The following is a 12,610-nucleotide window of genomic DNA, read 5'->3' as shown; positions in this document are numbered from 1 at the left end:
CCGTCAACGGTACGTGCCAGGGCTTCCCGGCGGGGCCCCTGTGCACCGAGCCTTTCGGGGCCGGGGCTCAGGACCCGCCGGGGCCGGTGGTGGCCACGGCGGCCGCCAGCTTGTCCAGGGCCTTCTCCGCGCCTTCGGCGCTCGGCGTGTCGGAGGCGAGGAAGGCGAAGGCCAGGAGGCGGCCGGTGGGGTCGACCACGGTGCCGGCGAGGGAGTTCACGCCGCTCAGGGTGCCGGTCTTGGCGCGCAGCAGCCCGGCGGCCGGGGAGGTGCCGGCGTTGCGGGTGCGCAGGGTCCCGGTGAAGCCGGCCACGGGCAGCCCGGTCAGCACCGGCCGCAGTTCCGGCCGGGCCGGGTCCGCGGCCTTGGCCAGCAGGGCCGTGAGCAGCCCCGCGGAGACCTTGTCCGCCCGGTTGAGCCCGCTGCCGTCGGCGAAGCGGGTGCCGGTCAGGTCCACGCCGAGTCCGGCCAGCTTGGCGGTGACGGCCTTCTCGGCGCCCTCGAAGCTGGCGGGCTGGCCGGCGGCCAGGGCGGTCTGCCGGGCCAGGGCCTCGGCGATGTCGTTGTCGCTGTTGGTCAGCATCCGCTCGACCAGCCCGGCCAGCGGCGTCGAACGGGTGACGGCCAGCGGCTTGGCGCCGGCCGGGGCCTTGGTCCGGGCCGGCGCCCCCGTGACCTCGACGCCCCGCTCGCGCAGCAGCGTGGCGAAGGTCGCGGCGGCGTCCTCGGCCGGGGTGTCCGTACGGTCGACGGGCCCGGAGAACGAGTCGTCGGTCCTGCCCTCGTCGGCGGTCAGCGCGCTGACCGGGGCGAGGTTGACGTTCCGGCCGATCGGGTGCCGGGCCGGGCCGGTGTACAGCGCGTCGTCGAAGCCGAGGGTGACCGAGGTGGTGCCGGCGGCCTTGAGGGCCTGTGCGGTGTCCCCGGCGAGGGCGACGAGGCTGCCGCCCGGCCCGGCCGGGTTCTTCTTCCTGGCGCTCAGCGAGGGGTCCCCGCCGCCGACGAGCACGACCGAACCGGCCGTGGCGCCCGGGACGACCGTGGTCTCGATGCGGTGCTCGGGGCCGAGCGCGGCAAGCGCCGCCGCGGCCGTGACGATCTTGACGGTGGAGGCCGGGGTGAGGGGCTCGCGCGCCCCGTCCTCGTAGAGCACCGTCCCGGTCGCGGTGTCGACGACGGAGGCCCCGCGGGCCGCCCCGAGGGCGGGATCGGCCAGCAGCGGTTTCAGCGCGGCGGCGAGGGCGGCCGGGGAGACGGCCGGCCGGGCGCCGCCGACGGCGAGCTGGGGCAGCACGCCCGGGGCGCTGGGAGCGGTCTGCGGACGGCCGCCTCCGTCGTGATCTGCGCCACCCGCTCCGCTCCGGGAGGCGGCCCGGGCCCGCTCGGCCTTACGCTGGCCGGAGTCCCACGGACCGGCCGCGACCACGGCGGACACCGCCACGGCCAGGCCGGCGACGGCCGAACCCGCGACGAGCTGCCACGTTCTCATCGCTGGCACCTCGGACCAGCCCCTTTCGCGATCACATGTATGCGTGAGGGACACTTAACCACTGCGTCTTGCCGCGAGCATGGCACCCCGCCCGGCCGGGGGCACCTCCCAGCGGCAGCTGGGGCCGGACGCGCTGTCACTCGTAAGCAATGAGCTAGCTGGACATGGAGGAACAGGACGTGGAGTTCGACGTCACCATCGAGATCCCCAAGGGTTCGCGGAACAAGTACGAGGTGGACCACGAGACCGGCCGGATCCGCCTGGACCGTCGCCTGTTCACCTCCACCAGCTACCCGACGGACTACGGCTTCGTCGAGAACACCCTGGGTGAGGACGGCGACCCGCTGGACGCGCTGGTCATCCTGGACGAGCCGACCTTCCCGGGCTGCCTGATCAAGTGCCGCGCCATCGGCATGTTCCGCATGACGGACGAGGCGGGCGGCGACGACAAGCTGCTGTGCGTGCCGGCCTCCGACCCGCGCGTGGAGCACCTGCGCGACATCCACCACATCTCGGAGTTCGACCGCCTGGAGATCCAGCACTTCTTCGAGGTCTACAAGGACCTGGAGCCGGGCAAGTCGGTCGAGGGCGCCAACTGGGTCGGCCGCACCGAGGCCGAGGCCGAGATCGAGCGCTCCTTCAAGCGTCTGCAGGAGCAGGGCGGCCACTGAGCCGTCGGCCTGCGGGCCGCGCGGCCACCGGGCCACTGACGACGGGCGGTACCCCCTCGGGGGGTGCCGCCCGTCCTCGTGTGCCGCCGTACGCCCTGCTTTCGCCCTGGACGAAACGGTTCCGCATACTGATACCCGGGTGCCAGGACGGGAGGATGCGTGGCGGCGGAAGCCGAAGGACCCGAGGACCGGAAGCCGAGATCCGACGAGGCGCGCAGCGCGTTCGCGCCGCCGCCCGGGATCGCCGAGCCCGAGGTCCCGGCCGACGAGCAGCCCACCTCGGAATTCGCTCTTCCGGCGGGCACCGGAACGGTGGAGCCCGTGTCGGACACCGGCTCCGCCTTCGCCCCGCCGAGCACCTACCGCGCCGACGCCTCCCCGCCCGCGTACACCCCCGGCGGGGAGTTCGCGCTGGCGCGGATCACGGAGTCGCCGTGGCAGGACCGCATGCGCACCATGCTGCGGATGCCGGTCGACGTCCGCCCGGTGCCCGAGCCGGTGCAGAAGCAGAGCGAGACCGGCCCCGCGGTCGGCCGCGTGCTCGACCTGACCCTGCGCATCGGCGAGCTGCTGCTGGCAGGCGGTGAGGGGGCCGAGGACGTGGAGGCCGCCATGTTCGCGGTGGCCCGCAGCTACGGGCTGGACCGGTGCGAGCCCACCGTCACGTTCACCATGCTCTCGATCACCCACCAGCCCTCGCTGGTGGACCACCCGGTGTCGGCGAACCGGACCGTACGCCGCCGGGGCACCGACTACACCCGGCTCGCGGCCGTCTTCCGGCTGGTCGCGGACATCAGCGCGCCCGAGGTCGAAGTCTCCCTGGAGGAGTCCTACCGCCGGCTGGCCGAGATCCGCCGCAACCGGCACCCGTACCCGACCTGGGTGCTCACCGCCGCCGCCGGCGTGCTGGCGGGCGCGGCGTCCACGCTGGTCGGCGGTGGAGTGCTGGTCTTCCTCGCGGCGGCCCTGGGCGCCATGCTCGGCGACCGGCTGGCCTGGTACTGCGCCGGGCGCGGGCTGCCGGAGTTCTACCAGTTCGTGGTGGCCGCGATGCCGCCGGCCGCGCTCGGGGTGGCCCTGAAGCTCGCCGAGGTGGACCTGCGGGCCTCCGCGGTGATCACGGGCGGGCTGTTCGCGCTGCTGCCGGGGCGGGCCCTGGTCGCGGCCGTCCAGGACGGTCTGACCGGCTTCTACATCACCGCCTCGGCCCGGCTGCTGGAGGTCATGTACCTCTTCATCGGCATCGTCATCGGCGTGCTCGTGGTGGTCTGGATCGGGCTCCAGCTCGGCGCCGCGCCCAACCCCGACGACGTGCTGAAGATCCCGGTGCGGCCGGTGGTGCAGATCCTGGCCTCGATGGTGCTGGTGTTCACGTTCGCGATCCTGCTCCAGCAGGAACGTTCCACCGTGTGGATCGTGACCCTGAACGGCGGGGTCGCCTGGGTGACGTTCGGCGCCCTGACCGCGGGCGGGCTGCCGCAGGTGCCGTCCACCGCGGTGGCGGCCGGGCTGGTGGGCCTGTTCGGGCAGCTGCTGTCCCGGTACCGATTCGCCTCCGCGCTGCCGTACACCACGGCCGCGATCGGACCGCTGCTGCCCGGTTCGGCGACGTACTACGGCCTGCTGTCCATCGCCGAGAACCGGCTCGACGCGGGGCTGGCCTCGCTGACCAACGCGGCGGCGATCGCGCTTGCGATCGCGATCGGGGTGAACCTGGGCTCGGAGACCTCCCGGCTCTTCATCCGCGTCCCCGGCGCCGCCCGGGCGGCCAAGCAGCGCGCGGCGGCGAAACGGACGCGGGGCTTCTGACGCCCCCCTGGGGAGGCGGCACAAGCCCCGCGACGAAAAGTACGACGAACCACCGGACGGGCCCCGTACGGGCGCCCTACGGGCCTCAGCGCTTGGCGTGGCGCCCGCGCTGGGCCGGAGCCGGAGCGGTGGGGGCACCGGGGGCGCCGTCCGCTGCCACCGGGGCCTCGGCGGCCTCCTTGGCCTCCCGGCGCGCCTTGAGGACCTCGAAGATCACCGGGATCACGGAGATCAGGACGATCAGGACGAGGATGGCCTCGATGTTCTTGTTGATGAACGTGATCTGGCCGAGCCAGTAGCCCGCGACGGTCACGCCCGCGCCCCAGCCGATGCCGCCGATGACGTTGAAGGTCAGGAAGGTGCGGTACTTCATCGAGCCGGCGCCGGCCACCATCGGCGCGAAGGTCCGGATGATCGGCACGAACCGGGCCAGCACGATCGCCTTGGGCCCGTGGCGGTCCATGAACTCGTGCGCCTTGTCCAGGTTCTCCCGCTTGAAGACCTTGGACTTCGGGCGGTTGAACAGCTTCGGGCCGAAGAACTTGCCGATCATGTAACCGACCTGGTCACCGATGATCGCGGCGGCCACGATCAGGGTGCAGACCAGCCACAGCGGCTGCTTGATGTACTCGCCGTTGGCCACCAGCAGACCCGCCGTGAACAGCAGCGAGTCGCCCGGCAGGAAGGCGAACAGGCCCGATTCGGCGAAGACGATGACGAGGATGCCGATCAGGCCGAAGTGCGAGATCAGGTAGTCCGGGGACAGCCACTCGGGGCCGAGCGCAAGCGTGTACAAGATTCCGGGCTCCTGGATCGGGGTCGCGGCGGCAGGCGGTGCGATTCTCAATTATGAACGTGCCCGGACCCCGGCCGGTTCCAGGGACCGGCCGGGGTCCGGCACAGGGAAGGGCCGAGCCTGGAGGCTAGGCCCTGCGCACCGCGTTGGCCAGTACGGCGTCCCGCAGGAACACCGCCAGGCCGGGGCGGAAGGCGTCGTAGGTGGCCGTGAACCGCTCGTCGGCCACGTACATCTCGCCGAGGCAGGTGTGCATCTCGTACGAGCACGCGTAGTAGCTGCCGTCGATCCACTGCCGGTGCTCCTCGGCCAGGTCCGTCGCGGCCTCGGAGTCGGCGGCGGCACCCGTCTCCATCAGCCCGGCGAGCCGCCGGCAGATGTCGTTGTGCTGCTCCATGAGCCGCTTCCAGTCCTCCTTGGTGTACGAGGCGGTGCGGCGGGCGGACTCCTTGTAGGCGTCCGTGCCGCCCCAGCGCTCGTGGACCTCGTCGGCGTACTGGTCGGGATCGTGGTCCCCGAAGACCTCGAACTTCTCCTCGGGGGTCAGGTCGATGCTCATTCTTCGTGCCTCCATGGCGCGCTCCACGGCGGCGGCCATCTCCTTCAGCCGGTCGATCCGGTCCGTGAGCAGGGAGTGCTGCTTGCGCAGGTGCTCCTGCGGGTCGGTGTCCGGGTCGTCCAGGAGGGCCGCCACCTCGTCGAGCGGAAAGCCGAGCTCCCGGTAGAACAGGATCTGCTGCAGCCGGTCGAGGTCGCCGTCGTCGTAACGCCGGTGGCCCGCCCCGCTGCGGCCGCTCGGGGAGAGCAGGCCGATCTCGTCGTAGTGGTGCAGGGTCCGCACCGTGACCTTGGCGAAACCGGCGACCTGTCCCACGGAGTAGCTCATCTTCTTTCCGCTCCTTCGGTCGGTACGCCCTTCACTGTGGTCCCTCACGTGGCGTGAGGTGCAAGTCGTGAGGTGCACGGGCGGGTGCGGACCGCGGGAGCGCCGGCGGGCGGGAGGGTCAGCCCATCGCCTTGGTGCCGTCCAGGGACTCCCGGATGACGTCCGCGTGACCGGCGTGCCGGGCGAACTCCTCGACCAGGTGGAGCAGCATCCAGCGCATCGAGACCTTGTGGTTCTCGGGGAACCAGGGCGCCGGGGGCAGCGGGAAGGTCTCGTCGAGGCTCGGGAGCTCCTCGACGAACCGGGTGAGCTCGGCCGACACCGACTCCCAGAACGCCAGCACGGAGGGCATCGTCTCGCCCTCGGCCAGCTTGAAGCCGTCCAGGTGGCTCTCGGGGGTGCTCTCGTACGGCTGCTGCTGGGCCATCCGCAGCCAGTTCCGCTCGACCTGGGCCGCGTGCTTGAGCAGCCCGGACAGGGACAGCTCGCTGGCGCTGTGCCGACCCGCCGCCTGCTCCTCGCTCAGCCCTTGCGCCGCCTTGCGCAGCGCGGCCCGCTGCGACTCCACGAACGCCAGGAGGGTGCCGCGCTCGTCGCCGGGGACTTCGGTGGAGATGGACATGTCCAACCGCCTTCTGCATGGGTGCCGTTCCGAACAGGACCCACGCTACGAGGCATAGCGGTCAGCTGCTGTCCTCAATCGCCTCAGAAGGGGAAATGGCTCCGACCGTGCTGCACCGAGATCCACTTCTGGGTGGTGAAGGCCTCCACGGTGGAGTGCCCGTTCAGCCGGCCCAGGCCCGAGGCCTTCTCCCCGCCGAACGCGGCCAGCGGCTCGTCGGCGATGGTGGAGTCGTTGACGTGGATCATCCCGGTCTCGACGCGCTCGGCGAACCGCACGCCGCGCTCGACGTCCTGGGTGTGCACGGCGCCGGAGAGCCCGTACGGGGTCGCGTTGGCCAGCCGTACCGCCTCTTCCTCACCGTCGAAGACGACCAGCAGGGCGACCGGGCCGAAGATCTCCTGGCCCAGCAGCGGGGAGTCCTCGGGGAGGTCGGCCAGCACGGTGGGCTCGACGAGGTTGCCGCGGGTCCGGCCGCGGACCAGGGCGCGGGCGCCGGACTCCACGGCGCGGTCGACCAGCGCGGTGAGGGCGTCGGCCTGGAAGGAGTTGATCAGCGGGCCGATGTGGGTGTCGGCCTCGCGCGGGTCGCCCGTGCGCAGGCCGCGGACCCGGGCGGTGAACTTCTCGGTGAACTCGTCCGCCACGGCCCGGTCCACCAGGATCCGGTTGGCCGCCATGCAGACCTGGCCCTGGTAGACGAACCGGCTGAAGACGGCGGCGTCGACCGCGTAGTCGACGTCGGCGTCGTCGAGGACGACCAGGGCGCTGTTGCCGCTCAGCTCCAGGACGGTCCGCTTGAAGTGGCGGGCGGCGACGGCGCCCACGTGGCGGCCGACGCGGTCGGAGCCGGCGAAGGAGATGACCTTGGGGACCGGGTGGGTCAGCAGTGCGTCGCCTATCTCGGCGATATCGGTGACCAGCACGTTCAGCAGGCCGGCGGGCAGACCCGCGTCCTCGAAGATCTTGGCGATGACCCCGCCGCCGACCACGGGCGCGTTCTGGTTGGGCTTGATCACGACCGCGTTGCCGAGGGCGAGCGCGGGGGCGACCGATTTCATGGTCACCAGGAAGGGGAAGTTGAAGGGGCTGATCACGGCGACGACGCCGACGGGCAGCCGCTGGACCCGGTTCTCCTTGCCCTCGACCGGCGACGGCAGGATGCGGCCCTCGGGGCGGACGGCGAGCTGGATGGCCTCGCGGAGGAACTCCTTGGCGAGGTGGATCTCGTACTCGGCCTTGGGACGCGTCCCGCCGAGCTCGTCGATCATCGCCTCGACGATCTCCTTCTCGCGCTCCTCGGTCAGCCGCAGGGCGCGTTCGAGGACCTCGCGTCTGACGTACGGGCCGGTGGCCGCCCACTCCGCCTGGGCCCGCTCGGCGGCCCGGTAGGCACGGTCGACCTGGTCCGTGGTGGCCACCGTGATGGCCGCCAGCTTCTCACCGTTGTACGGATTGACGTCGATGATGTCCCACGAACCGGTGCCCGCCACCCATTCGCCGTCGATGTACTGGTGAGCCAGATCGTCGAATATGGACATGCCATCCCTTACTGCGAGCGCGCACGTTGCGCTGCACCGGTGACCATCCGATCAGTCGATGATGAGACTGATCCGATGTCATGGTACGTGCGATTCAAGACAGTTGGAGCAAACCCCGGAGAAGATCCCGGGTCTGGTCGGGACCGGGGCAGTCGCGCTGGAGCCGCTCCATGGCCCGTTCGTACTGCGCCACTTCCTCGGCCTTGTCCAGGTAGAGGGCGCTGGTGAGCTGTTCCAGATAGACGATGTCCTGGAGGTCGGACTCGGGGAAACGCAGCAGCGTGAACGCGCCGCTCTCGCCCGCGTGGCCGCCGAAGGAGAAGGGCATCACCTGCAGCTGCACGTTCGGCCGCTGGGAGATGTCGATGAGGTGCTCCAACTGCCCGCGCATGACCGACCGGTCGCCGTACGGGCGACGCAGGGCGGCCTCGTCCAGGACGGCGTGGAAGACCGGCGCGTTCTCGCTCACCAGGACCTTCTGCCGCTCCAGGCGCAGCGCCACGCGGCGGTCGACCTCGGCCGCGGTGGCCGTGGGCATGCCCCGGCGGACCACGGCCTGGGCGTAGGCCTCGGTCTGGAGGAGGCCGTGGACGAACTGGACCTCGTAGATGCGGATCAGGGAGGCGGCGCCCTCCAGGCCGATGTACGTCTGGAACCAGCCGGGCAGCACGTCTCCGTAACTGTGCCACCAGCCCGCCGCGTTGGCCTCCCGGACCAGCCCGAGCAGGGACTCCCGCTCGGCGCCGTCCGTGACGCCGTACAGCGTCAGCAGGTCCTCGACGTCCCTGGCCTTGAAGCTCACCCTTCCCAACTCCAAGCGGCTGATCTTCGATTCGGATGCGCGGATCGAGTAGCCGGCCGCCTCACGGGTGATGCCGCGGGACTCCCTCAGGCGCCTGAGCTGAGAGCCCAGGAGGATGCGGCGCACCACAGAACCGCTGGCTTCTGCGGTCACTAGTCCTGCCCTCCCCATCGGTGGTGTGCGTCGCGGGGCCCCCGTACCCCAGGGGCCGCAGTCTGCCACCAAAACGCATCGGCCCGTACTCGTTCTGTAACGGAATCCAGCCTGCCGGAAAAGAAGTCCGTAAGTAAGCGTAGGAAGAAATGAGCAAGAACCGTCACGGGATTGGACAGGTCCGGCGCGTGCACGTGCATCTGCCCTTGCATCTGACATCACCATTCGGAACGATGGTGCCGCGCACCTGCGTGCACTTTCGCGCCGGCGCCGGACCCACCCCGCAGTTCTTTCTGGACAGTGCCGCCGCTCCGTCCGCGAATCCCGGGAGTGCCTCGCATGGGGACGAATGGATCGACCGTGCTCGAGCCGTTACGGCAGGGTTTGCCCCCGGTCGATCCCACGGCTGTCTCCGGCTCCGCCTCCTGCGCCCTGCCCGCCCGTTACGAGGCCGTCCGGGGGGCCCGCTCGTTCACCCGGTCCACCCTGTCCCAGTGGGGCCTGGACGACCGGTTCGACGACGTGGCCCTGGTCGTCTCCGAGCTGGTCACCAACGCCCTGCGGCACGCCCTTCCGGACGAGTCCCGCACCGGCGAGGAACCGCCGGTACGGCTGCACCTGATGCGGTGGAGCACCCGGCTGGTGTGCGCCGTGCGGGACCCCAGCGAGGACCGGCCCGGCGGGGCCTTCTCCCCGGACCGGACGGAGGAGAACTGCGACGCGGAGTCGGGCCGGGGGCTGTTCCTGGTCGACTCCTACAGCGACAGCTGGGGCTGGCACCCCCTGGCGGGACGCCTGACCGGAAAAGTGGTCTGGGCGCTGTTCCTGCTCCAGGACTGAGTCGGCCGAGAAGGACCGGGACGGGCCACGGACGCGAACCGGCCGGGATCGATCGATGCGATCGATCCCGGCCGGTGCACGTGCACGGCTTGATCATGACGCCGTGCGGTGGATCGCGGTGCGCCGATCAGGCGATCAGATGGTCGAACTCCCCGTCCTTCACCCCGAGGAGCAGTGCCTCGATCTCGGCCGGCGTGTAGACGAGTGCCGGTCCGTCCGGGTGGCGTGAGTTGCGTACCGCCACATCTCCGCCCGGCAGCTTGGCGAACTCCACGCAGGAACCCTGCGAGTTGCTGTGCCTGCTCTTCTGCCAGGTCAACCCATACAAGGAAGCGAGTTCTGCAGCTGCCATCCCGTTGTACGCATGGTCCACAGGAAGCCCCCGAAATGCAGATGTCAACTGCACCGGATCATAGCTGTGTTCATGCGCAACTGCATGGGCAGATGCACGTGCACGCGGGGTGGTTCCTTGATCACTCTCAGGCGGTGACGCGGAGCCGGAAGGCCCTCTTCCAGGCCTTTGAACCCCTGCCAGCTGGTAGACGCACTTTTCCAGCGGCCCGGTTGCCCGGTGCTCGCCGTACGTGATTCCCGCCACGCCGCGGCGACGGCCACCCCTGCCGCACGCACCCGTGGCAGCACGGGCACGCTCAGGCCAGGGCCGCCCCCAGGTCGTCCAGGGACCCGCACAGCAGCGGCGCGGCCGCCCGCAGGGTGGCCGGGGCCGTGGGCGGCAGGGCCGCGGTGACCGCGTGGACCTCGGCCCAGTCGGGGGGCCGGCCCTCGCGGATCGCCCCGGCCCCCGCCTCCGTCGCGGCGCGCAGCGCCGCGGCCAGCTCCGCCGCCGCCGGGACCGGGTCGTGGCCGGGCTCCGGCAGATGGGCCTCCAGGAGCATGGCGTGGCGTCCCAGCGCGGCCAGCGCCTCCCCCGCCGCCCCGGCCGCGGCCCGCGACAGCCCCCGGTGCCGTACGGGCTCGCCCGCCGCCCGGTCCTCGGCCTCCCGCCAGGCGATCCGGGCGTCCCGCGCGGCCAGCAGCGCCCGCCGTACGTCGGCCCGCCGGGCCCCGGCCGGGTCGGCGAACTGGTCCAGGACCGCGGCGGCGTAACGCCCGTCGGCGAGGACCCGGTCGGCGAGGCGGTCGCGCAGGCGCGGGGTCTCCCAGGCCGGGTAGAGCGCGTACCCGACCATCGCCAGCAGCCCGCCGACCAGGGTCAGCGCCACCCGGTCCGGTACGGTCTGCTGCCAGCCCGCGCCGGCCATGCCGAGCAGGAAGACCACGTAGGCGGACACGAAGACCTGGTTGACCGCGTAGCCGGTGCGCATCAGCACGTACATCAGCCCGGCGCTGAGCACCGCCAGCCCGCCCGACAGGTACGGCCCCGGCCGCACGAGCTGCACGATCCCGGTGGCGACCGCGACCCCGACCAGGGTGCCGCCGAACCGGGCCACGGCCCGCGCGTAGGTCTGGCCGAAGTCCGGCCGCATCACCATCACGGAGGCCATCGGCGCCCAGTAGCCGTGCCCGAACGGCAGGAGACCGCCGAGGAGGTAGCCGGCCGGGACCACGGCCGTGGCCCGTACGGCGTGCCGGAACACCGGCGAGTCGTGGTGCAGCTCGGCCCGGACGGCCCTGGCCACCAGCGGGACCAGGGCGGGCAGCGTCGGCCGCAGCATGGACGCGCCGGGGTCGGCGAGCCGGCCGGAGCCGGGCGCGGCGGTCTCCACGACGTCCTGGAGCAGCGCCGCCAGCCGGCGCGCGGCGCGCAGCGCCGCCCCGTCCAGCAGGCCGTCGGTGTCCGGTGACTTCAGCACGCCCAGGGCCGCCCCGGGCAGCCGTACGGGCTCCCCGTGCCGGATCGCCGCCGCCGCGGCGTCGAGCACGGCCCCGGCCGCGACGAGCAGTTCGCGCACCCGTTCCCGGGCCGGGCCCTCGGCGGGCGCTCCCACGGCCGGTTCGGCCAGCGTGGCCAGGACCGGGCGGATCCGTTCGGCCAGGCCCCGGGCCCCGTGCAGCTCGGCGGGCCGGCGGCGGGCCTGGCGCGGGGTCACGGTGGCCGCGGCCCGGGCGGTCATCAGCGGTTCCGGGTCGAAGGGCGCGCACGGGTCCTCGCACAGCCGGTGCGCGTACGTGGCTTCGGCGGCCAGCGCGTCGGCGAGGGCGTCGCGCTGGGCGCCCCAGCGGCGGACCGGGAACAGCACGATCAGCGCGGCCTGCACCACCCCGCCCGCGGCGATCAGCGCGGCGTGGCCGGCGGCCTGGGCGAGCGAGGTCGGCAGGGTGACCGTCACCAGCATGACCGCCACGTTGCCGGAGGCGATGACTCCGGCGGTCGGCCCGGCCGCCCACATCAGCCCGGCCGCGAAGGTCCACACGGCGAGCAGCGCGAGGAACGCCCCGGTGTGCGAGGTCCCGACGAGGTAGCCGACGAACGTCGACACGGCCAGCGTCAGCCCGGAGGCGAGCGCCAGCACCGGGCGCGGCCGCCAGCTCCGCTGGAAGGTGGCGATCGCGGCCATGAACGCGCCGAAGGCGGAACTGGCGGCGGCGCCGGGGCCGAGGAGGGCCAGCGAGACCCCGATGACCAGGGCCAGCCCGGCGGTGGCCCGCAGGGCGACGAGCGGCTCCAGCCGGGCGCGCTCGATCGTCATGCCGGACCGGGCGGTGTGCACCAGCGCCCGTGACCAGGTCATACGGCGCAGCGTAGCGGAACGCACCGGTTCTTCAGGCTTACCTTCGGTTCTTCAGGTTTTCTTCAGATTTGTGCGGGGTGCCGGGTGGGTAGTTCCATGTCCCGCATGATCCGCAACGCGCTCGAACCCTGGCACCTGGTGATCGTCATCGTCGTCTGCCTGCTGGTCTTCGGCTCGAAGAGGCTGCCGGACATGGCCCGCTCGGCGGGCAAGTCCCTGCGCATCCTGAAGGCGGAGACCCGCGCCCTCCGCTCCGACGACCCGGCGGGGGCGGCAGGGGCGGCGGGGGCGGCGGAGCAGAGGTGAGC

11 protein-coding genes and 1 pseudogene are annotated in these 12,610 nt (G+C 72.1%); 4 read left to right on the top strand and 8 right to left on the bottom strand.

The annotated features are described in order from the left end of the window. Positions 1-67: 67 nt before the first annotated feature. Positions 68-1,489 (bottom strand): D-alanyl-D-alanine carboxypeptidase/D-alanyl-D-alanine-endopeptidase, encoded by a 1,422-nt coding sequence (dacB, locus tag EF918_RS03355; RefSeq protein WP_125640327.1) that lies wholly within the window; start codon positions 1,487-1,489, stop codon positions 68-70. Between the two features lie 179 nt (positions 1,490-1,668). On the opposite strand from dacB, the gene EF918_RS03350 reads away from it, so the two are divergent. Beyond that, on the top strand, positions 1,669-2,160 hold the full coding sequence (locus EF918_RS03350; protein ID WP_125541818.1) for an inorganic diphosphatase: 492 nt from the start codon (positions 1,669-1,671) through the stop codon (positions 2,158-2,160). Positions 2,161-2,319: 159 nt separating this feature from the next. Next, a complete protein-coding gene (locus EF918_RS03345) occupies positions 2,320-3,969 on the top strand; it encodes a threonine/serine exporter ThrE family protein (protein WP_125640324.1) in 1,650 nt (549 codons plus the stop codon). A 163-nt stretch (positions 3,970-4,132) separates the two neighbouring features. Here EF918_RS03345 and EF918_RS03340 read toward each other — a convergent pair. The 5 genes and pseudogenes from EF918_RS03340 to EF918_RS03320 form a co-directional block, all read right to left on the bottom strand. Continuing rightward, positions 4,133-4,765 (bottom strand): annotated as a pseudogene (locus tag EF918_RS03340) (VTT domain-containing protein); the annotation flags it as partial. 127 nt (positions 4,766-4,892) lie between these two features. Continuing rightward, complete coding sequence (locus EF918_RS03335) at positions 4,893-5,651, bottom strand: MerR family transcriptional regulator (RefSeq protein ID WP_125640319.1); 759 nt, start codon at positions 5,649-5,651, stop codon at positions 4,893-4,895. Positions 5,652-5,769: 118 nt separating this feature from the next. After that, positions 5,770-6,273, bottom strand: a complete 504-nt coding sequence (locus EF918_RS03330) for a DinB family protein (RefSeq protein WP_185921579.1) — start codon at positions 6,271-6,273, stop codon at positions 5,770-5,772. 83 nt (positions 6,274-6,356) lie between these two features. Next, on the bottom strand, positions 6,357-7,814 hold the full coding sequence (locus EF918_RS03325) for an aldehyde dehydrogenase family protein (RefSeq protein ID WP_125640313.1): 1,458 nt from the start codon (positions 7,812-7,814) through the stop codon (positions 6,357-6,359). Positions 7,815-7,908: 94 nt separating this feature from the next. Further along, positions 7,909-8,787: a helix-turn-helix transcriptional regulator gene (locus EF918_RS03320; protein ID WP_125640310.1), complete on the bottom strand. Its 879-nt coding sequence runs from the start codon at positions 8,785-8,787 to the stop codon at positions 7,909-7,911. A 321-nt stretch (positions 8,788-9,108) separates the two neighbouring features. Between EF918_RS03320 and EF918_RS03315 the strand changes: the two genes are divergently transcribed. Continuing rightward, complete coding sequence (locus EF918_RS03315) at positions 9,109-9,609, top strand: ATP-binding protein (protein WP_125640306.1); 501 nt, start codon at positions 9,109-9,111, stop codon at positions 9,607-9,609. A gap of 127 nt (positions 9,610-9,736) precedes the next feature. Here EF918_RS03315 and EF918_RS03310 read toward each other — a convergent pair whose 3' ends face one another. After that, on the bottom strand, positions 9,737-9,982 hold the full coding sequence (locus tag EF918_RS03310; protein ID WP_125640303.1) for a DUF397 domain-containing protein: 246 nt from the start codon (positions 9,980-9,982) through the stop codon (positions 9,737-9,739). Positions 9,983-10,259: 277 nt separating this feature from the next. Next, the gene (locus EF918_RS03305) at positions 10,260-12,302 is read right to left on the bottom strand and encodes an FUSC family protein (RefSeq protein WP_125640300.1); all 2,043 of its coding nucleotides are present in this window, start codon (positions 12,300-12,302) and stop codon (positions 10,260-10,262) included. Between the two features lie 105 nt (positions 12,303-12,407). Here EF918_RS03305 and tatA point away from each other — a divergent pair, with 105 nt between their 5' ends. Continuing rightward, entirely contained in the window at positions 12,408-12,608 is a 201-nt protein-coding gene (gene tatA, locus EF918_RS03300; protein ID WP_125640297.1) for a Sec-independent protein translocase subunit TatA, read from the top strand. Positions 12,609-12,610: the final 2 nt, after the last annotated feature.

The organism is Streptomyces sp. WAC06614 (assembly GCF_003949795.1).
Classification (GTDB): Bacteria; Actinomycetota; Actinomycetes; order Streptomycetales; family Streptomycetaceae; genus Streptomyces.
This window is presented reverse-complemented; position numbering and strand designations above follow the sequence as displayed.

Coding starts and splice junctions, on each gene's coding strand:
- dacB (WP_125640327.1), bottom strand. CDS start 1,489: ATGAGAACGTGGCAGCTCGTCGCGGGTTCGGCCGTCGCCGGCCTGGCC.
- EF918_RS03335 (WP_125640319.1), bottom strand. CDS start 5,651: ATGAGCTACTCCGTGGGACAGGTCGCCGGTTTCGCCAAGGTCACGGTG.
- EF918_RS03330 (WP_185921579.1), bottom strand. CDS start 6,273: ATGTCCATCTCCACCGAAGTCCCCGGCGACGAGCGCGGCACCCTCCTG.
- EF918_RS03325 (WP_125640313.1), bottom strand. CDS start 7,814: ATGTCCATATTCGACGATCTGGCTCACCAGTACATCGACGGCGAATGG.
- EF918_RS03320 (WP_125640310.1), bottom strand. CDS start 8,787: ATGGGGAGGGCAGGACTAGTGACCGCAGAAGCCAGCGGTTCTGTGGTG.
- EF918_RS03315 (WP_125640306.1), top strand. CDS start 9,109: ATGGGGACGAATGGATCGACCGTGCTCGAGCCGTTACGGCAGGGTTTG.
- EF918_RS03305 (WP_125640300.1), bottom strand. CDS start 12,302: ATGACCTGGTCACGGGCGCTGGTGCACACCGCCCGGTCCGGCATGACG.
- tatA (WP_125640297.1), top strand. CDS start 12,408: ATGATCCGCAACGCGCTCGAACCCTGGCACCTGGTGATCGTCATCGTC.